The following is an 18,691-nucleotide window of genomic DNA, read 5'->3' as shown; positions in this document are numbered from 1 at the left end:
TCGCTTGTTCCGGCCGGAATTGGGGATACTAAGCGAAAAAAGTGGAGGTAAACGACATGAAAGCTCGCACCAGACAAACTGCGGCAATCATCACGATTGCAGTCTTGAGCATCCTCGCCATGGTTGGGCTGATCTATATGTTTTAGTTTCGTATGTTCTCGTTTTTTGCTGACTTTCCCGCTATTTTCCGCTGACAGGGAGCGAATCGGCAAAGTATTGTTCCAAAGTAATGCCTTGTTCGGCGATCTCTTTGGCCATGTTCACTCCTACATAACGGATATGCCACGGTTCATACGCATAGCCGGTCATTTCCTCTTTTCCTTTGGGATAGCGGATAATAAACCCAAACTGATGGGCATGGGCGGCCAGCCATTTTCCCTCTATCGTTTCGGCAAAGGTTTGTTCCAATCTGGTAGCGGCATCACGACCGGAAACATCAATGGCCAAGCCTGTCTGATGCTCGCTTTTACCAGGGTGCGCGCTAAACCGTTCGGCATGTTCCAAGCCTTGGGTTTCCACATAATAGGCAAACAGCCCCTTTTGCGTCGCCTCTGAGCGGTAAGCAGAAACCCCGAGCAAGGTGACGCCCTCTTCTTTCGCCGCCGCGAACATTTTTTCCAGAGCGCTCGCTGCTTCCCGCCGCATCAAGCGTTTTTCGCTTTTTTCCTGGAAGCTGAACGGCACATTAGGTGCCACCAGATCTTGCGGAACATATCCTGGCGGCAGCGACCGCTGCTTGTTGACAACTACGCTCAAATCTTCCGGATTGGTCACGGTCGGTATGCCGTTCACCGTTTTTATCGTGTCGCCCAAAGAGGCTTTTATTTTCACCACGGTCTCTTTCGTTTCACCTGCCAGCTTCATTCTCAGGATCGCTTGCTGACCGGTCTTGGCATCCGCCGAAATCGCCAAACCATCCTGGCCAATAGCCAGCAAGTCAGGGTTCGTTGAAGCGTAGGTTAATCCGTTCACTTGCGGCAAATCGAGCTTGCCGCCGGGCGGAAGCGTAATCTCCCGTGGGATGTCAGGAAAAAGGACAGGATCTGCTGTTGGCGGGTGCTCTGCCTGATCGGACGGAACCGTCGGTGTTGCAGGCGGCGGACTGCTTTCTCCGTTTCCCTGCTGCTTCCCAAAAAGCTGGCAGCCGCTTGCCAGCATGGCGACTAACATGGAGAACACGATGTTTTGCAGCCATTTTTTTGTCGGTTGCATGGGTTTCCTCCTGACGTACAACTTGTTTCCACTGGTATATCATACCATTTGCTGCATTTGCAAACAAAAAACCAATCCCCCGTGCTATTTGGCGTTCCCGGTTTGATGTAAGGAAAGGAAGGGTATATGTGCGTATAAAATCAAAAAATTGGAGATGGACTAATGATACGTTTATTCCGCTTTCGAACCATTTTACTTTGCCTTATGCTGTCCATCGTTTTGATTACCGCTATTTCTTTGACGATTCTGTCCTACCGGGAGAGCCGGCAAAGCACGGTTGACCGATATACGGAGCAAACATCCATACTCGCCGAGGATATTACCCGGATGATCGCCAACCGCATTCACGATGCCGATATCGCCTTGCAAAGTTTGTCCGCCGATCCCGCCATTGTGTCTGGCGATCCGCAGCAGCAATCCGAAATGTTGAACAAAACGACCCGGTTAATGCCTTACTTTGAATTGATTACGGTGATCGATAAAACCGGCATGCAAATCGCCCGCAACGGCAGCGGACAAAATGGCGATCGCTCCGATCGAGATTATTTCCAACAGGCAATCAAGGGAAATATTTTTATTAGCAGCTCGTACATTTCCAAAACATCCAATCGTCCGACCGTGACAATGTCCTATCCGATCAAAAATGCACAAGGAGAAGTCATCGCCGCACTGTGCGCCAATCTGGACTTGTCCAATATGCAAAGCTTGATCAACGATGTCCATCCCGGGAAGGCTGGTTTCGCCTACCTGACCGATCAACAAGGAATCGTGATCGCCCATCCGCAGTTTGACGAGTTTGTGATCAAACAGATCAGCTTTACGGACAATAAAGCGGTCGCCGGCGCTATCAAGGGCGAAAGCGGATCACGCACCTGGATCGATTCCAAAGGGATTGATATGTTCGGTTCCTATCGGTCCATTCCCACATCGATGAACGGGGTCAACTGGGGCGTAGTCGTGCAGCTGCCCGCTTCAGAGATCAGTCAGGCAATCAACCAGCTCCTCCTGAATAAAGCGATCAGCTGTCTGATCATTATTTTATTGGCAGCGCTGTTGACGTTTGTCTTGTCCGGCTATTTTGTCCGCACTCTTCAATTGGTTACAAATTTAACCAAGCGTGTCAGTCAAGGTGACTTGAGTCAAAAACTGGTTGTCAAAAGCCGGGCAATGGAATTTCAGCAATTGGGGCTTCATGTCAATGAAATGATTGACAATTTGCGCAACCTGTTGACGCAAGCTCAGACAAACAGCAATCAGGTTGCCGAAGCGTCTTCCCGGCTGACTGGCAGCTCTGCTTCCATTTCCGATGGTATCACGCATATTTCGGCGGCGATGGTTGAATTGGCAAGCGGCAATGAAAACCAAAGCTCACAAGTGGAATATGCCGCGGGGGAGATGGATCGGCTGCATCAAGAAATCTCCAGCATTCACCAGAGAATGCGCGATTTGCAGAAATTGACCGATAATGTGGATGGCCAGGCCAAACAAAGCTTGCACGGAATCGCAGCCGCGAACGAGCAAATCGAGACGATCCGGCAAACGACCGATCAATCGGCGAATCAGATCGTTGCGCTGGAACAAAAGATGCACAAAATCGAGCAAATGGTGACCATGATCACGCAAATCTCCGGTCAAACCAACCTGCTCGCGCTCAATGCGGCCATTGAAGCGGCCCGAGCCGGAGAAGCCGGTCGAGGCTTTGCCGTGGTAGCCGATGAGGTGCGCAAACTGGCGGAACAGTCCGAAAAGGCAGCCGAGGAAATCGCTTTTGTCATTCATGAAATTCGCCAGGAGACTTCATCGGCGGTAACTTTTATCCTGAATGGCAAAACGGAGGCGGAAAAAGGAACGGAAGTGTTCCAGCAGATCTCCCTCTTTTTGCATAATATTGTGGCCGCGCTCGATGGCATTTTGCACAGCACCCGCAATGTATCTGAGGCCACCCAACGCATGGAACAATCTTCGGTGGGCGTTACCGAAGTAATGACCCAGCTGGCTGCGCTCTCACAGGAAACGGCCGCTTCAACGGAAGAAATGACCGCTTCCCTGACGGAACAATCTTCGACGCTTTCCGAGCTGAGCAAGTCAGCGAAAAATCTTGACCTGCTGGCGGATACACTGCAAGAAACTGTGCAAAAGTTTAAGCTTATGTAATCGCTCCTTAGCTGTTTTTCCCCACTCTTCTCCGATCGGAGAAGAGTTTTTTTACTGCTGACACCTGGGGGAACGCCTGAATACGATGGAGGTGAGGTGGTAGCATGACAGAGCGAAATTTTGCACCCGGCGATATTTTGATCGCCTGCGACAATGTATTGCCAATTCCGATTGGCTATATGGGGCATTCTGCCCTCGTTGCCGATTCGCAGTTTCTCGTCGAAGCGACAGATGAGTTGCCGTTTATCCGAAAAGTGCCGATCAGCGATTTTTTACGCGTCCATCCGATCCATGTCCAGTTCCGGCCCGTCTCAAAGGAATTGGGCGAACGCGTCGCCTATTGCGCATTGGATTATCTGAAAACGTACCAAGAAAATCTGCAACAGGGCAAAAATGAACCCGTCTACTCCGTTTCCTCCAGTTCACCGCTTTACGACCCGTGGACGGGGATCTATTGTTCCAAATTGATATGGCTTGCCTATTATTACGGGGCCCAGATTACCTTTCGCAACGATTTTTTCCTGTTTTCTCCCGAAGACTTATACCAAAATCTGCTGGAACGCGACGAGTTTCAGCTGATTTATCAACACCCAAAATTTACTTTTAAACTGGATACGTAAGCTTACCCCCGCCGCCGTTTTCTGTGGAACGGCAAGAGGCCGTCTGGTTTTCAGGCGGCTCTTGTTTGTCGCAAAATATTAGGCCTGAGACGGCGCCAGTCCCCTGCGGATTGGTCGGCGGCGGAGGAACTGGGCGATTTTTTCAGCAACGGCCGTCCGCTTAAAGGTAAAACAAAGAGGTTTTAAGTCCGGGGCAATGCCGAACCAAAACCTCACATGTTGTCGCCTGCCTCCACCTTTTTCAGATAACCCTCATTTGCCGTATGGATCATAGAGCCAGCGAAACAGCGTTCCCGTCTGCAACGCTTCCGGTAAAGGAAATTGATCGATATAAGGATCTGGCGGGAAAGCCTTCGCCGGTGGAACGTGAATCGGTGGATAGACATGCCGCTGGTATCCGCTCACTCCCGGCCCGTACGGCGGCATGTATCCTTGGTCATACCCAAGTCCCGGATATTGGTACCCCATCTTCCTGTCGCTCCTTCCTAACAATACCTGTTTGGATCGTATTCTTCTTCAACGAGATACAGCGCTTCGCGAAAACGCTGGGAGTGTACGACTTCGCGTTCCCGCAAATAGCGCAGCACTTGAATCAGATCGGGATCATCAGTCAGGTTGATCAAAGCTTGGTATGTGGCCCGCGCCTTTTCTTCGGCGGCAATATCTTCTGCCAAATCGGCGATCGGATCGCCTTTTGCCTGAACGTAAGCAGCCGTCCACGGATTCCCCGAAGCATCGGTATAAAACAACGCCTTTTCATGATCGGCATAATGGCTGCCCAAGCCTGCGGCCCGCATCTCTTCCGGGGTCAGATCTTTCAACAGTTTATAAACGAGGGTAGCGATAATTTCCATATGCCCCAGCTCTTCTGTGCCAATATCGGTCAACAGCGCTTTTGCTTTCTCATTGGGCATTGTATAGCGTTGATTCAAATAACGCAGCGCGGCTGACAACTCTCCGTCCGGTCCGCCGTATCGTCGCGAAGGTAATCATTTTTTGTTTTATCTTGCCTTGTTAGGGAACGTTAAGGAGGGATTCAAGTTGAAGCAGGAGGAATCGTTTATGGACCAGCAGATGTCTTACGGCAGTGATTATAAGTTCATCCCCACAACTTCGATTGGGAGCGGTACGGGGGTAGAGGCATTACCAGACCTGTACAGCTATACCGTACAAATCGTAAATATTCAGTTGGTTGGTGATCCAAGAACAACAGATTTTGTATTGGTTGATGCAGGGATGCCCGGTTCGGCGGAGGAAATTATCTCCGTTTCAGAAAACCGTTTTGGCACGAACAGTCGTCCCAAGGCGATTATCTTAACTCATGGACATTTCGACCATGTTGGAGCTGTTATTGAGTTAGTGAAACATTGGGAAGTTCCTGTCTACGCACATGAGTTGGAAATGCCTTACTTAGTCGGGCAGAAAAGCTATCCGGAACCAGATCCAACGGTTGAGGGGGGCCTGGTCGCAAAAATGTCGCCCTTGTTTCCTACTGAGCCGATTCATTTGGGCAATCATGTAAAACCATTGCCTGCCGACGGATCTGTACCCTATATGCCAGGATTCAAGTGGATTCATACCCCTGGACATTCCCCCGGCCATGTTTCACTGTTTCGGGAAACCGACAGGGCATTACTAGCAGGAGATGCTTTTGTCACTGTTAAACAAGAGTATTTATATAACGTTTTCACACAAGAACAAGAAATCAGTGGTCCGCCCAGATATTTGACCACCGATTGGAACGCTGCCAAACAGTCTGTCATGAAGTTAGCCGCATTGAAACCAACGGTGGCGGTGACTGGACATGGCTTGCCAATGTCTGGTCAATTGCTAACAGACAGTCTGGAAAAATTGGTGGAAAATTTTGATCAGATGGCCAAGCCGGATTACGGAAAGTATGTAAACTGACTCCCGACTTCGGAACGTCTTTTCCGAAGTTTATGGTGTCAAGAGCATAAGGCGAAGTGAGCCTTTGGCACCATAGGCAGGCGAGCGCAACTTTGCAGCTTGGAACGGGCTTGTCCGCTCAGCATCGGTTCACCCGATGCCCATATCCTTCATGACGGTTCCGGTTGCCCATTTGACCAGTGCTTCCGCGCATCTTTTGCTTGCAATTTTTTTTAATTCCGGGGTCATGTCCACGGTCTCCCCGGTTGAGCTGAGATAGACTTTAGGCGGCAATATCGTGATTGGTTTCTGCCTTTTTGCCACGCGACCACCCTCTTTCCTTTTCATTTATGTATGCATGGTGGACACCTGGACGGGACTAAATTGAGTTCGTCAACCACCCCCATTTGGTTTCGCAAGTGATGCGATTTCAGGAACGCTCCCCTGAAAAACCGATTCGTCCAGCAGAAGACATGGAAGAACTGCTGCATATGAATCTATTCAGGGGGGGAGTGGCATGAAAGTAGCGCTTTATATTCGTGTGAGCACCGAGGAGCAAGCCAGGGAAGGGTTCTCTATCCCTGAGCAAAAGGACCGCCTCAAAGCCTTCTGTATTGCGCATGGCTGGCATGACTACGAATTCTACATTGACGATGGCTATTCTGCCAAGGACACCAACCGGCCCGCTTTTCAACGGCTGATGGAAAATATCCGCAACCGGCGGATTCAAATGGTAATGACCACGAAAATTGACCGTCTTACCCGCCGTTTGATCGATCTTCTCACTTTTGTGGAAGAACTGGATGTCTATCAATGCACGTACAAATCCGCTTCTGAAACATTCGATACCGGCACCGCTGTCGGGCGAATGGTGCTGCAGCTGCTCGGAGTTTTCGCCGAGTTTGAGCGCGAACGCATTGCGGAGCGGGTCCGGGAGAACATGTACCATGCCGCCAAACAGGGAAAAGCCGTCACTACCCCTTGCTTCGGCTATGATGTTGTTGCCGGTCAATACGTCGTCAATGAACAAGAGGCAAAATGGGTACGGAAAATGGCCGAGATGGCCTTGAACGGGCACGGTACCTGGAATATCGCTAAAATGTTAAATGAGCATCATGTGCTGACGAAGCGCGGTCGAGAATGGACTTCAAAAGCCGTCCGGATTTTTCTCTGGGACAACGAAATGTTGCGCGGCAATCTTGTATGGAACCAACACACGCGAAAAAAGGGAAAAACGGTCGAGCGCCCTTCCAGCGAGTGGCTATTCGTGGAAAACACCCATGAACCGATTCTGGACTCCGCCACCTATGAGCGGTTGCAGGCCGTGCTGGAACAACATCAACGGGCAGCCCCCCGCTCCAAACATAGCGATTTTCTCCTTTCCGGCATTGTCTTTTGCGGCCATTGCGGCTCCAAAATGTACGGCTTGAACACCGCGATAAAACGCGCCAGGAATCGGGAGTATAGGCCCCCTGTCAAATACCTTTGTTCTGGCTATTCGAAAAAAGGACGCTGCTTTCATCATTACATACACTCCTCGGTTCTCGATGAACAAGTCATCAACGAAATCATCTCCTTTGGCCAGTGTGATCTGACAGTGCCCGTTCCGACCGTGGTTGTTCAGGAACAACAGTTGCGCGGGGATATAACGCAAGCCAAACGACAGCTGGCCTTCCTCGACGAACGTTTCCAACGTCAAATCCGCGCTTTTGAAATCGGCATATTGGATGAACAGCAGCTGCTCGATGCAAAGCAGCGCCTTGCCGCGGAAAAAACCGAAGTTCTGCAAAAGATTCAAGCATTGGAAAAAACGCTGCAAACCGAAATCTCTCCCGAAGTCGTGCAGAAGAAAATTCGCGAGCGCATTGCCGTGTTGAAGGAAGTCGTCGCGGATGATGATCGAGACCGGTTGAAAAACATTGTACGCGAGCTCGTTCATCAGGTAACGGTATATGATGGAAGCCAGATCGAGATTACATTCTCGGTTTAGCCTTGTCGTGTTTTCCCTTTAGGCATCTCCGGTCCGCCGTATTGGGTGATTAAAAATTTCGCCATCTGCGGGTCCGGACGGCTGACCCGTACCGGAATTTCCAGCTTTTTTTCATAGATCCACACACTACTTCACCTCAATAGTCAATTTCCCATGGCCAAGGAGTGTTGCCCCACACCCAGCAGCTGGGCGATTTGGAATGGCCATATTGCAGCAGAGGGCCGTGCTGCATTTCATACTCATGCTTTAAATGCTGCAATTCATCGGAAAGAAAATTATACTGGTGGACGGCCCGCTGGTCTTCCGGATTCATGTCCAAGTAATACTGCAACTCGACGAGAGCGAACTGTACTTCTTGTAATCTCCGAAGAGTATCATCGTTCTCCATGATTTTCCTCCCCTTCACATCTGCCTACTTTCTACCGTATGCAGTTAGGCATTCGTCCGTCCCTGTCGCCAAGCCCAATTTCCCCTGCTGTTGCCGTCAACAAAAAAAGAGCCCGCGTACAACGCGGCGCTCCTCTGCTCTATGTCGGCTTTTCGGTAATCTTTATGCGGCTTAGCCGTTTGCTGCTTCGGTTTTGTTTCTTGCTTTCACCAGGATATGGTGTCCCACTGCGAGACCCCTTTGCTCCAATTCCTCAACCGTACAAATATGAAACGTTTCATTTTTGCATGGAATGGGCATCAATCCGCCTAACGGGCTCATCATCCGGCCGTTGGTGTCCGTTTCAATGACCATATACAGTCCCTTTTGTTCCAATTGCCGTATAAAATCGGCCCACCGTTTTGCGGTCATCTGCTCCGCGTATTTTGTCAATAAAACGCTAATCTCCTGTGCTTGCATGAACAATCCCCTTTTGTTCGTCACTTTACTTCTCGCTTGATCGAGACAATACCCATCATACCTTGCCTGGCCATGAATGGCAAAAGGCAATTTTCTTAAAAAACAGGAAAAAACCGTTCATTTTTCTGTTTTTCCCCTTCAGCCTCTGCTTTGCCCATCGGCATTGCCGCGACCGCGCTTTTTTTATTCAAAGCGCAGCTCAAGCACAGCAACAAAAGGAATCCAGATGACCTGCTCATCGCTTCGCAGCTTGATTCGCCGGGCGGCTTGGTCGAGATGGACGACGTGTCCCCTGCATTGTCTGGCTGTCCGTCCATCGTAATAGGTCAGCCTGACCCGGACTTGTTGCTGAAAAGCGGCGGTGACTTGCTCGCTCAGTTCCGCCTGTTGCTCTTCATCCAAGTCCGGCGGGCGATATCTCGCTTCCTCTTCCTTGATCCGCAAGTAAAGCTCCCGATGCTCCGGCAAAACGAATCGGCTGGCTGCAAACAGATTTTCTTTTTTGGAAGTCGGCTTATGGTTCATAGTGAACCTCCTCTCGCTGTTTGGCCCATAAGTTGAGCTGTTGCTGACACTCGGCCCGCAACAATTCAATCGAATAAATCGCCTCCCGCTGATAACCCCTGACGCGCACCTGAACGACATAAGTGCTGCCCTGCTTGCGGCTAAGCAACAGTTCACAGCCCATTTGTTTCAAGGTTCGCTTCAACTGGTGATGGCGTCGCTCCGCCCAACGCGACAGTTCTTCCAGCACCAGCTGGTAGGACAGCTTCAATGGGAGCGCGCCAAACCGCTGCTGATCCGCCATCGCTGCCTTAAACAGCAGGCCGAACAATACGCATTCATGCAAAAGCTCCCGCCAGTTGCCTTCCGGATGCGGCTGCTTCACTTGTAATGCCCCCCGATTTTACGAGCCCGCTCCTGCGCCTGCCCCGCCGCCAGCAAGGAAACCGCCCGCAAAATCGCATCGTTTCCAAAACGGGCGCGAATATGATCCATCGCACGGGCGAGCGACCGTTTTTTTCCGTTGTCTTCGAATAGATTGAGCTGGTACACCTGATCGCTTACCAGCCGTCCCAGATTGACCCCGACGCTGCGCACAGGCGTATGCTGCCAATAGGTGTCAAACAGGCGGCAAACTGCCTGATAAAGCGTCATGGCGTCATTGGTCGGATCAGGCAGCGTCACTTGCCGCCAGAAGCCCGTTGCGGCCGTCATGTCCGCCCCCCGGCAGCCAACGGAGACGACATCCCCCATCAGCTGTTTGCTGCGCGCGCGGCGGCAAACCTCTTCGCAAAGCTCCAACAGGACGACCTTGATTTCCGCTTCCGTATGATAATCGCGCGGCAGTGTCATGTGGTGGCCAATCCCTTTTTGCTGGTCATGCGTCCTTGGCGAAACGGGCGAATCGTCCAACCCGTGCGCAGTACTCCACAGCACTTCGCCGTTTACTCCCCAGCGGCGTTTGAGCAAAGCGGGGGAAAGCGCAGCCAACTGGCCGATTTGGTATACCCCGATGCGGTGGAAATGCCGTTTCATCCGCGAGCCGACGCCGAACAATTTTTCAATCGGCAATTTCCAAAGCGTGTCGGCCAACTCTTCCTTTTTCAGCCAAAAGATTCCGTCCGCTCTTTTTTTGGCAAAGTTGTCACAAGCCATCTTGGCCAGCGCTTTATTCTCCCCGATCCCCACGCGGCAGACGACCCCGGTTTCTTGTAAAACCCGCTCCCGGATCGTTTGCGCCAATTGGCAGGGATCGCCAAACAGCCGCAAACTGCCGGTGACATCCAAAAATTGTTCATCAATGGAATAAGGCTCAACCAGATCGGTGAACGCCTCGAAAATCCGGGTAATCTGCAGCGATACCTGGATGTATCGCTCCATCCGCGGACGCACTACGACCAGATGCCGGCACTTTTGCTCAGCTTGCCACAATGCCTCCGCCGTGGTAACCCCGAACGATTTGGCGATTGGACAGGCTGCCAGCACAACTCCGCTGCGCCGCTGCGGGTCACCCGCTACTACTACTGGTTGATCGCGAATGGAAGGATTGGCTGCTTTTTCCACACTGGCGTAAAAACTTTGCATGTCGACCAGAAAAATAACCCGTTTTCCTGCCATGCACACTCCCCCAAACCAGAACATATGTTTCCTTACCTATTATACCAAACATTTGTTCCTATTTATACGCTCAATCTGCCCGAAATTTGCTGGAAATTTTTTTCGAGGAGCTGGTGAAAAACCGGATCTTCCCCGTCATTGAACGTGAGGCTAGAATTCGTTCGCCGAATCGTCGCGGCTTCTTCTGCCCCGCACCGGAACATGGCCGTCGGGCGAGAGAATCAGACAAAAGAAGCGATTTCGAATTGAAGCAATAAAAGCCAGGCGCATGCCGCAGAAAAAAGAAAGCAGCCGCTTCCCTTGTCGAGCGGCTGCTCTTTTGGCATAAGAGACGCCGCGAGCTGGAAGGCAGCTGCATTCACTATGGCATACGCTCTTACCCCAACTCGTTGATTTTTTCTCCCTGCTTTTCCGGTTCCACTGTTCCGTTCCCCGCATAGGGGCGAAGCTTGTCTTCTTTTTTGCTAAGGGAATAGCCGTGCATATTGCCGCCGTGGTAGCCCATTTCCTGCCGCGGATTTTTGTCTTCGTTTCCAAGTGTCACTTGACTCACCTCCACCTGCCTAGTATCCCCAAAAACAAGAAAACCCGTCTGCCCGGCATAACAGCCAGGCAAACGGGTTCTCAATCGAAAACGACACCGTCCAAAATTCCTTCGCGTTGCAAATAATCGCGGAGGGCGGCATACTCTGCATCCTCCCAAAAAGCGGGATCAGCCACCAGGCGAGCGGTCTCCTGCCGGGCAACTTCCAAAGCCTTATAGTCATTGAGCAGGTCGGCTACCTTGAATTCGGGCAGACCGCTTTGCTTGGTGCCAAAGAAATCACCGGGACCGCGCAATTCCAGATCACGTTGCGAAAGTTCAAAACCGTCCGTTGTTTCGCACATCACTCGCATCCGTTCTTTGCCGATCTCTGTTTTCGGGTCGGCGATCAGCACGCAATAGGACTGATCAACGCCCCGTCCGACCCGGCCGCGCAATTGATGCAACTGGGCCAGCCCAAACCGCTCCGCATCATAAATGACCATAAAGGTGGCGTTGGGAACATTGACGCCGACCTCGACCACAGTTGTTGATACAAGCACATGGACCTCGCCGGCAGAAAACCATTGCATGACTTCATCTTTTTCTTTAGCCGACAGCCGTCCATGCATCAGTCCAACCGTATATTCGGAAAAGTAGAGGGCGAGCTGCGCGTGCACATCGATCGCATTTTGCACGTCAAGCTTGTCCGATTCTTCGATCAGCGGACAAATTACATACGCTTGCCGCCCTTTCTGCAGCTCCTGGCGCATCTGCTCCAGCACGTAATGAAACTGCTCATGCTTGTACCAGCTCGTCTCCACCGGCTTGCGGCCCGCCGGCATTTGATCGATCGTCGATACATCCATATCGCCAAAAGCGCTGATCGCCAACGTCCGCGGAATCGGTGTAGCGGTCATAAACAAGACGTCGGGGGACAGCCCTTTGCTGCGCAAAATCCGCCGCTGTTCAACGCCAAACCGGTGCTGCTCATCGGTAATCACCAGTCCCAGCTTGCGGAAAAACACATCTTCCTGTATCAGCGCATGCGTCCCCACGACAACATCAATCAAGCCCATTTGCAGACTGGCGATCAGTTCCTTGCGCTTTTTCGCCGTCAGCGAGCCGGACAGCAAGCCCACCTGGATGCCATGCGGGGCAAGCAATGATTGCAGTGAGCTTAAATGCTGCTCCGCCAAAATTTCCGTCGGGACCATAATCGCGCCCTGATAGCCTGCCTTGACCGTAGCATAGAGGGCGATTGCCGCGACCACCGTTTTGCCCGAACCGACATCACCTTGCAGCAAGCGATTCATCGCGTAAGGAGCGGTCATATCATCGAGGATTTCCTTGACGACCCTATTTTGTGCATCGGTCAGCGGAAATGGCAGCTGTTGAATAAAGCGGCGCACCTCATCGAGCGGCACCGGCTGGGCATGTCCTTCTGACTGCTGTCGATTGATACGGCGATGTGCCTGTATTTTCAATTGGAATAAAAACAGCTCTTCAAACATGATCCGTCGCCGCGCTTGTCGGCCGCGTTCCACATCGGGCGGAAAATGAATGGTCTGAATCGCTTCCGCCCGCGGCATCAAACGATAGCGCTCCACCAATGGAGCAGGGATCATTTCCTCCAGTTGCCCGCCAAATTGCTCAAGCGCCTGTTGAATCAATTTGCGCAAATACGCAAGGGTAATCTCTCCCCCTAACGGGTAGACGGGTGCCAATTCTCCCCGTTTTTGCAACCGTACGGAATCGACTTCGGCCATTTCACTGACGACAATTTGCAGCTTGTACTTGTCCCATTTGCCCGTGACGACAATCTCTTTTCCCGGCAACAGATGCTTTTTGACAAAAGCCTGATTAAACCAAACCGCGGTGACAACGATTTTGCCGATTACCATCCGGACGGCGATGCGAGACTTTTTCTTGCCATAAAAACGGACAGAGGGTTCGCCGTAAATCGTTCCCGCCAACGTTACCCTCTCTCCATCTTTCACCTCAGTCAAGTCGCGAATCCGGTAATCTTCGTAACGGCTTGGGAAATACTCCAGCAAATCGCGGATCGTCTGTATGCCAAGTCCCGCCAATGCGCGGCTCCGTTCCTCTCCTACCCCGCTAAGCAGAGAAACCGGCGAATCCAACACATCTTTCATTGGGCCGGCTCCATCGGAACACCAAAAATTTTCGCCTCAATTTGGCGTCCTGTCGGGGTTGCCGCCAAACCACCTTGTGCCGTCTCCTTCAAGGTAGAGGGCATGGAACAGCCGATGCGATACATCGCTTCAATGACTTCGTCCGTTGGGATAACACTTTTAATTCCGGCCAAAGCCATATCAGCAGCTACTGTCGCAATCGCCGCCCCCATTGCATTCCTTTTCACGCAAGGGACCTCTACCAGGCCGGCTACCGGGTCACAAACCAGTCCCAGCATATTTTTTAAAGCAATCGCCACAGCCTGGCTGGATTGCTCCGGCGTCCCGCCTGCCATCTCCACGATCGCCGCCGCAGCCATCGCTGTCGCCGATCCTACTTCCGCCTGACAACCTCCGGCGGCGCCGGAGATAAACGCGTTGTTGGCGATACAGTAGCCGATCGCCCCCGCCGTAAACAAATAATCGACCATTTGCTCACGCGTTGGCTTCAACTTTTCCGAAATCGCAAACAACGTCCCCGGAACAATTCCGCAAGCACCGGCCGTCGGTGTCGCCACAATCGTCCCCATCGCCGCATTCACTTCATTGACGGCAATGGACATGCTCACCGCATTCAGCAAAGTCGGGCCGGACAAAAACTGTTTTTCTTTCATATACGTTTGCAGCTTTTTAGCGTCACCGCCCGTCAACCCGCTATGGGAACGAATGTCTTCGGTCAGACCTCGCTGAACCGCTTTTTCCATCACATCGAGGTTGCGGTGCATCTGTTCCATGATCGCTGCACGGCTTCGCTGGGACACCTGCATTTCCGCCTCAATCATCACCTGGGAAATTTTCTTTCCTTGTGTTTCCGCCAACTCAATCAGTTCGGCTACATTTCGAAACATTATGTCAACCCCTTCTAGTCCAACGCGAATAAGGAGACTTCCAAAACTCCGGCAATTTGCCTGATTTCCGTCAATACATGCGGAGTCGTCTCATTGTCCAGTTCTATCGCCATTAACGCCTCGCCACCACGGTCCCGTCGAGACACTTCCATATGTCCGACATTGATCTGGTTGTTGGCCAATACTTTTGCCACAGCGGCAATCATCCCAAACTGGTCTTTATGCAGTACCAGCAAGGTTGGGGCATGGAACGAAAGTTGCAAGGAAAAACCGTTGATGTTCGTCATTTCGATCTTCCCGCCGCCAATCGAGACGCCAACCACTTCGATGCTGCCCGCCTTGTCGGACAAGCGGATTCGCGAAGTATTGGGATGTTCCGCCAGCTGTTCCGAGAGCAAAAACTGAATCTCCATTCCTGCCTCGCGGGCAATTACCAGCGAATCTTTCAAGCGCAAGTCGTCCGTAGCAAAGTCAAGAATGCCGGCGACCGTCGCGACATCGGAGCCATGACCTTTGTACGTCTTGGCAAACGAGCCGTAAAACGTAATTTCTGCCTTTTCCGGCTGACGCCCAAACAGTGCCCTGGCCACCCGCCCGATGCGCGCCGCGCCTGCCGTGTGTGAACTGGAGGGACCAACCATCACCGGTCCAATAATATCAAACACACTTTGAAATTTCATGTAAAATCCTCCCCGTCTCCGGTACAATTTCATTTTATCCTACGGGAAACAAAACTGCTACAGACAATCATCAGCCGAACAGGCAACAAAAAACCTCTCCGTCTCCAGAGAGGATTGTTTTAAACTTTCACCATCGCTACCGCCAATACACCCGGACCCGTATGCGTCCCGATGACCGGACCGACTTCCGCCAAAAAAGCTTCTTCGACACGGAATTGCTGCTTGACCTGTTCCAGCAAAGCGTTCGCTTCGCCCTCGGCGGCTCCATGCAAAACCAAAGCTTTGACCGGCTCGTTCTGCGCATATTCGCGGAGGGCTTCAAAGACGCGGGCAAGCGCTTTTTTCGTTCCGCGCACCTTGTCAAAAGCGTAGACCGTACCGAGCGGATCAAGGGACAAAATCGGTTTGATTTGCAACAGCGAGCCAATCAATGCCGAGGCTTTGCCAATCCGTCCGCCTTTTTGCAAATAAGTCAACGTATCGACGATAAAATAGACTCTGATCTCGCCCAGAATGCGGTCGAGCAAATCAAGAACCTGCTGCTTGTTTTTCCCGGCTTGTACCGCGCGAGCCGCTTCTACGGCGGCAAAACCTTGCAGGAAGGAAGCGGCCTTGGAATCAATGACCGTAATGTCGATCTCTTCCTCCATCATCGACTTGGCGATCAGTGCCGATTGATACGTGCCGGATAAGGATGCGGCCACAGTCAGCACAATAATTTGCACCTCTTTGCCGTGGCGCTCAACTATTTGTTTGTAGCCTTCAACGAAATCAAGCGGCGAAGGCTGGGAAGTGGTCGGCAACTCTTCACTGTTCTTCAGCTTCTCAAAAAATTGGCCGGCTGTCAGCGTCACTCCGTCCAAATACGTTTCCTGACCAAATACCACTTTCAACGGCACCGAAGCAATTCCCAAAGATTGGCGCAATGCGGGATCAATATCCGCAGAACTGTCGGTCAAAATCACAATCGGTGGCATCCCTTTGCTCCTTTCTTTCTTCATTCTGCTGCAAAGATAAACGGATACAACGGTTGTCCGCCATATAAGACCTCTATTTCCACATCGGGGGAGAGCTGTTCAATCAACTGCGCAAAGCGCTCGGCTTGATCCTTGTCGTCCTCGCTGCCGTAAAAAATCGTGACAAGTTCGGTCGTCTCCTCAAGCAGATGGCGCAGCACAGCTTCTCCACATACCGTCAGTTCGCGGTCAGACGTAACGATCACGCCATCGATTATGCCGATAAAGTCAGCTTCCTTGATCTGGACATCGCCCATTTTCGTATCCCGCACCGCATGGGTAATCAGTCCTGTCTTGACCAAAGCAAAGGCATCCGTCATCGCCTTTTCATTATATTCCAGATTTTCCCCGGCATGAAAAGCGACAAGCGCCGCCATGCCCTGCGGTATGCTCTTCGTCGGAATGACCGCTGCCGGAACGTCAGCCAGCTCGGCCGCTTGTTTGGCCGCCATGAGGATGTTGCTGTTGTTGGGCAAAATAATCACCTTTTCGGCGTTCAGCTCGCGAATTGCCGTCAAGAAATCTTCGGTGCTGGGATTCATCGTTTGTCCGCCTTCAATGACCCGATGCACACCGAGACTGCGGAAAATTTCCGCCAAACCGCTGCCGCTGGCCACCGCGATCAACCCGTACGGCAGTTTTGCCGGCTGGGGAACATCCGCTTTTTTCCGTCCTTCTTCTTTTAGAATGTTGAGGTGCTGTTCGCGCATATTTTCGATCTTGATCCGGTGCAGGCTGCCGTAGGACTGGGCCAGCTCCAGCACACCGCCGGGATTTTCCGTATGCACATGCACTTTTACCAGTTCCTCGTCGGACACCACCAGCAAAGAGTCACCCATCTGGGCCAAGCGATTGCGGAAAATTTGCTCCGAAAAAGGATGCTTGTTCGGTTCCGTGCTGTTTTTCAACCAAATCATGAATTCGGTGCAATAACCAAAATGAATTTCTTCTGTCTTCATATGTACCTGGGCAACCATTTCTTCCAAATCGGCGGCAGCCGGATCGGACTCAGGCGGTTCGGTAACGGTCGGCTTTTCTCCGCGCAACACCCGCAGAAACCCTTCATAGATATACACCAAGCCTTGTCCACCGGAATCAACCACCCCGACTTCTTTCAATACAGGCAAGATCTCTGGCGTTCTGTTTAAGGTCGCTTGCGCCTGCTCATACGTTTTTTCCATCACCGCCAGCAAATTGTCGGTCGCTCTCGCTGTACGGACAGCAGTCTCCGCGGCTTCCCGGGCAACAGTCAAAATGGTTCCTTCCACCGGTTTCATGACCGCTTGATAGGCGGTATCAACACCGGCTTTCAGTCCATCGGCAAACTCCTTGGCGCCAATCTCCGCTTTGCCATGCACCGCTTTTTCGAAGCCGCGAAACAGCTGTGACAAAATCACGCCGGAGTTGCCGCGAGCTCCCATCAACAATCCCCTGGCCAATGCGGACGCAGCCTGGTCGATTCGCACCGGACTTTGTCGGGCCAATTCCTCCACACCGGATGTGAAGGTCAAATTCATATTGGTACCTGTATCTCCATCCGGTACAGGGAAGACGTTTAGTGAATCCACGCGGTGAGCGTTGGCCTTCAGCAGATTGCCCCCCTGATAAATCATTTGGCTGAAAAAATCGCCATCAAGCCGATTCACGACCACTGATGTTCCTCCTTACACGTCTCGATCTGTACGTACCCCTTGGACAAAAATATTGACTGCCTCAATATCGATTCCGATCATTTGCTCTACTGTATAGCGAACGCGCCGTTGGACGTTTCCGGCGACTTCGGAAATTTTCGTGCCATAACTTACGATTATATGCATATCAAGAACGACTCGACCGTCCTGGTTATGGACGACTACGCCTTTCCCCAGGTTTTCCCTGCGGAGCAACTCGGCAATTCCGTCTTTTAACGCTTTGCGGGAAGCCATACCAACCAGACCAAAGACTTCCATCGCGGCCCCGCCGGCGATCAAAGCGATAACTTCTTCTGTGACATCAATCTTACCAAGAGGTGTGCTCATTTCTACTGGCATGAAAGACTCCTCCTTCTTCTTGTGACCACGCTTTTCACAATTCTACTATATCAAAGAAGGAAAATGAAGCATTTGTCGAATCGGGGCAGAAAAAGGGTCGATCGTCCTTTCCGCAGATGGTTTTGCTCGCCGCAATGACAAAAAAAATTCCAGACACCTTGCCATGGTCGCAATTATGTGATACTATAACCAAGTGTTTGTTCTTAGACGAATCATGTATTGTTCGTTTCACATAGCAAGGGAGGTGGAATGATATGGCACGTAGATGTTTTGTTACAGGAAAATCCGCAAAAGCTGGTAACGCTCGCTCCCACTCCATGCGCGCAACTCGTCGTACTTGGGGTGTTAACGTACAAAAAGTACGCATCTTGGTAAATGGCAAACCAAAACGCGTATATGTTAGCACAAGAGCTTTGAAATCCGGTCTTGTTACTCGCGTTTAATCGTTTGTTCAAAAGAGCTATTGATCAGCCGCTTGCGAGCTGGATATAGCATATAACCAATGTGAAAAAAGCACCGAATGGGTGCTTTTTTTGCTGTATCCAACAAGGGGGGCGTACAGACGGGT

General features: G+C 51.5%; 20 protein-coding genes and 2 pseudogenes. 5 read left to right on the top strand and 17 right to left on the bottom strand.

Annotated features, from left to right (window positions below):
- Nucleotides 1–180 precede the first annotated feature (180 nt).
- A complete protein-coding gene (locus JOD01_RS05050; RefSeq protein WP_239565199.1) occupies nt 181–1,212 on the bottom strand; it encodes a M15 family metallopeptidase in 1,032 nt (343 codons plus the stop codon).
- A gap of 162 nt (nt 1,213–1,374) precedes the next feature.
- On the opposite strand from JOD01_RS05050, the gene JOD01_RS05045 reads away from it, so the two are divergent.
- Both JOD01_RS05045 and JOD01_RS05040 read left to right on the top strand, forming a co-directional pair.
- Entirely contained in the window at nt 1,375–3,366 is a 1,992-nt protein-coding gene (locus JOD01_RS05045; protein ID WP_204517147.1) for a methyl-accepting chemotaxis protein, read from the top strand.
- A gap of 104 nt (nt 3,367–3,470) precedes the next feature.
- A complete protein-coding gene (locus tag JOD01_RS05040; protein ID WP_204517146.1) occupies nt 3,471–3,986 on the top strand; it encodes a C40 family peptidase in 516 nt (171 codons plus the stop codon).
- Nucleotides 3,987–4,238: 252 nt separating this feature from the next.
- Here JOD01_RS05040 and JOD01_RS05035 read toward each other — a convergent pair whose 3' ends face one another.
- A complete protein-coding gene (locus JOD01_RS05035; RefSeq protein ID WP_204517145.1) occupies nt 4,239–4,454 on the bottom strand; it encodes a spore coat associated protein CotJA in 216 nt (71 codons plus the stop codon).
- A gap of 17 nt (nt 4,455–4,471) precedes the next feature.
- A pseudogene (locus JOD01_RS05030) lies at nt 4,472–4,963 on the bottom strand (manganese catalase family protein); the annotation flags it as partial.
- Nucleotides 4,964–5,048: 85 nt separating this feature from the next.
- On the opposite strand from JOD01_RS05030, the gene JOD01_RS05025 reads away from it, so the two are divergent.
- Nucleotides 5,049–5,894: an MBL fold metallo-hydrolase gene (locus JOD01_RS05025; protein ID WP_204517227.1), complete on the top strand. Its 846-nt coding sequence runs from the start codon at nt 5,049–5,051 to the stop codon at nt 5,892–5,894.
- A gap of 129 nt (nt 5,895–6,023) precedes the next feature.
- On the opposite strand, the gene JOD01_RS05020 is transcribed toward JOD01_RS05025, so the two are convergent.
- A complete protein-coding gene (locus JOD01_RS05020) occupies nt 6,024–6,197 on the bottom strand; it encodes a hypothetical protein (protein WP_204517143.1) in 174 nt (57 codons plus the stop codon).
- Nucleotides 6,198–6,390: 193 nt separating this feature from the next.
- On the opposite strand from JOD01_RS05020, the gene JOD01_RS05015 reads away from it, so the two are divergent.
- The gene (locus JOD01_RS05015) at nt 6,391–7,863 is read left to right on the top strand and encodes a recombinase family protein (protein WP_204517142.1); all 1,473 of its coding nucleotides are present in this window, start codon (nt 6,391–6,393) and stop codon (nt 7,861–7,863) included.
- A 26-nt stretch (nt 7,864–7,889) separates the two neighbouring features.
- Here the strand turns inward: JOD01_RS05015 and JOD01_RS05010 are convergent.
- The 13 genes and pseudogenes from JOD01_RS05010 to JOD01_RS04950 all read right to left on the bottom strand — a co-directional run.
- Nucleotides 7,890–7,988: pseudogene (locus tag JOD01_RS05010) on the bottom strand (manganese catalase family protein); the annotation flags it as partial.
- 11 nt (nt 7,989–7,999) lie between these two features.
- Nucleotides 8,000–8,251 carry a spore coat protein CotJB gene (locus tag JOD01_RS05005; protein WP_204517141.1) on the bottom strand — a complete coding sequence of 84 codons (252 nt, stop codon included), beginning with the start codon at nt 8,249–8,251 and terminating at the stop codon, nt 8,000–8,002.
- A gap of 171 nt (nt 8,252–8,422) precedes the next feature.
- Complete coding sequence (locus JOD01_RS05000) at nt 8,423–8,710, bottom strand: hypothetical protein (RefSeq protein ID WP_204517140.1); 288 nt, start codon at nt 8,708–8,710, stop codon at nt 8,423–8,425.
- 183 nt (nt 8,711–8,893) lie between these two features.
- The gene (locus JOD01_RS04995; protein WP_204517139.1) at nt 8,894–9,235 is read right to left on the bottom strand and encodes a YolD-like family protein; all 342 of its coding nucleotides are present in this window, start codon (nt 9,233–9,235) and stop codon (nt 8,894–8,896) included.
- On the bottom strand, nt 9,225–9,599 hold the full coding sequence (locus tag JOD01_RS04990; protein WP_204517138.1) for a YhjD family protein: 375 nt from the start codon (nt 9,597–9,599) through the stop codon (nt 9,225–9,227). The genes JOD01_RS04995 and JOD01_RS04990 overlap by 11 nt, the downstream gene beginning before the upstream one ends.
- On the bottom strand, nt 9,596–10,831 hold the full coding sequence (locus JOD01_RS04985) for a DNA polymerase IV (protein WP_204517137.1): 1,236 nt from the start codon (nt 10,829–10,831) through the stop codon (nt 9,596–9,598). Before JOD01_RS04985 ends, JOD01_RS04990 begins: the two co-directional genes overlap by 4 nt.
- Nucleotides 10,832–11,207: 376 nt before the next feature.
- Nucleotides 11,208–11,375, bottom strand: a complete 168-nt coding sequence (locus tag JOD01_RS04980) for a hypothetical protein (protein WP_204517136.1) — start codon at nt 11,373–11,375, stop codon at nt 11,208–11,210.
- A gap of 80 nt (nt 11,376–11,455) precedes the next feature.
- Nucleotides 11,456–13,510, bottom strand: a complete 2,055-nt coding sequence (gene recG, locus JOD01_RS04975) for an ATP-dependent DNA helicase RecG (RefSeq protein WP_204517135.1) — start codon at nt 13,508–13,510, stop codon at nt 11,456–11,458.
- Nucleotides 13,507–14,397 carry an L-serine ammonia-lyase, iron-sulfur-dependent, subunit alpha gene (gene sdaAA, locus JOD01_RS04970; RefSeq protein ID WP_204517134.1) on the bottom strand — a complete coding sequence of 297 codons (891 nt, stop codon included), beginning with the start codon at nt 14,395–14,397 and terminating at the stop codon, nt 13,507–13,509. The genes recG and sdaAA overlap by 4 nt, the downstream gene beginning before the upstream one ends.
- Nucleotides 14,398–14,411: 14 nt before the next feature.
- A complete protein-coding gene (gene sdaAB, locus JOD01_RS04965; protein WP_204517133.1) occupies nt 14,412–15,077 on the bottom strand; it encodes an L-serine ammonia-lyase, iron-sulfur-dependent subunit beta in 666 nt (221 codons plus the stop codon).
- A 119-nt stretch (nt 15,078–15,196) separates the two neighbouring features.
- Nucleotides 15,197–16,054: a DegV family protein gene (locus tag JOD01_RS04960; RefSeq protein WP_204517132.1), complete on the bottom strand. Its 858-nt coding sequence runs from the start codon at nt 16,052–16,054 to the stop codon at nt 15,197–15,199.
- A gap of 20 nt (nt 16,055–16,074) precedes the next feature.
- On the bottom strand, nt 16,075–17,745 hold the full coding sequence (locus JOD01_RS04955; protein ID WP_204517131.1) for a DAK2 domain-containing protein: 1,671 nt from the start codon (nt 17,743–17,745) through the stop codon (nt 16,075–16,077).
- Nucleotides 17,746–17,757: 12 nt separating this feature from the next.
- Nucleotides 17,758–18,123, bottom strand: coding sequence for an Asp23/Gls24 family envelope stress response protein (locus JOD01_RS04950; protein ID WP_204517130.1), 366 nt, complete (start codon nt 18,121–18,123; stop codon nt 17,758–17,760).
- A gap of 254 nt (nt 18,124–18,377) precedes the next feature.
- Between JOD01_RS04950 and rpmB the strand changes: the two genes are divergently transcribed.
- Nucleotides 18,378–18,566 carry a 50S ribosomal protein L28 gene (gene rpmB / locus JOD01_RS04945; RefSeq protein ID WP_005831020.1) on the top strand — a complete coding sequence of 63 codons (189 nt, stop codon included), beginning with the start codon at nt 18,378–18,380 and terminating at the stop codon, nt 18,564–18,566.
- The last annotated feature ends 125 nt before the right edge of the window (nt 18,567–18,691 follow it).

The organism is Brevibacillus fulvus (assembly GCF_016908525.1).
GTDB lineage: Bacteria > Bacillota > Bacilli > Brevibacillales > Brevibacillaceae > Brevibacillus_G > Brevibacillus_G fulvus.
The sequence above is the reverse complement of the archived record's forward strand: the minus strand, read 5'-3'. Positions and strand labels throughout refer to the sequence as shown.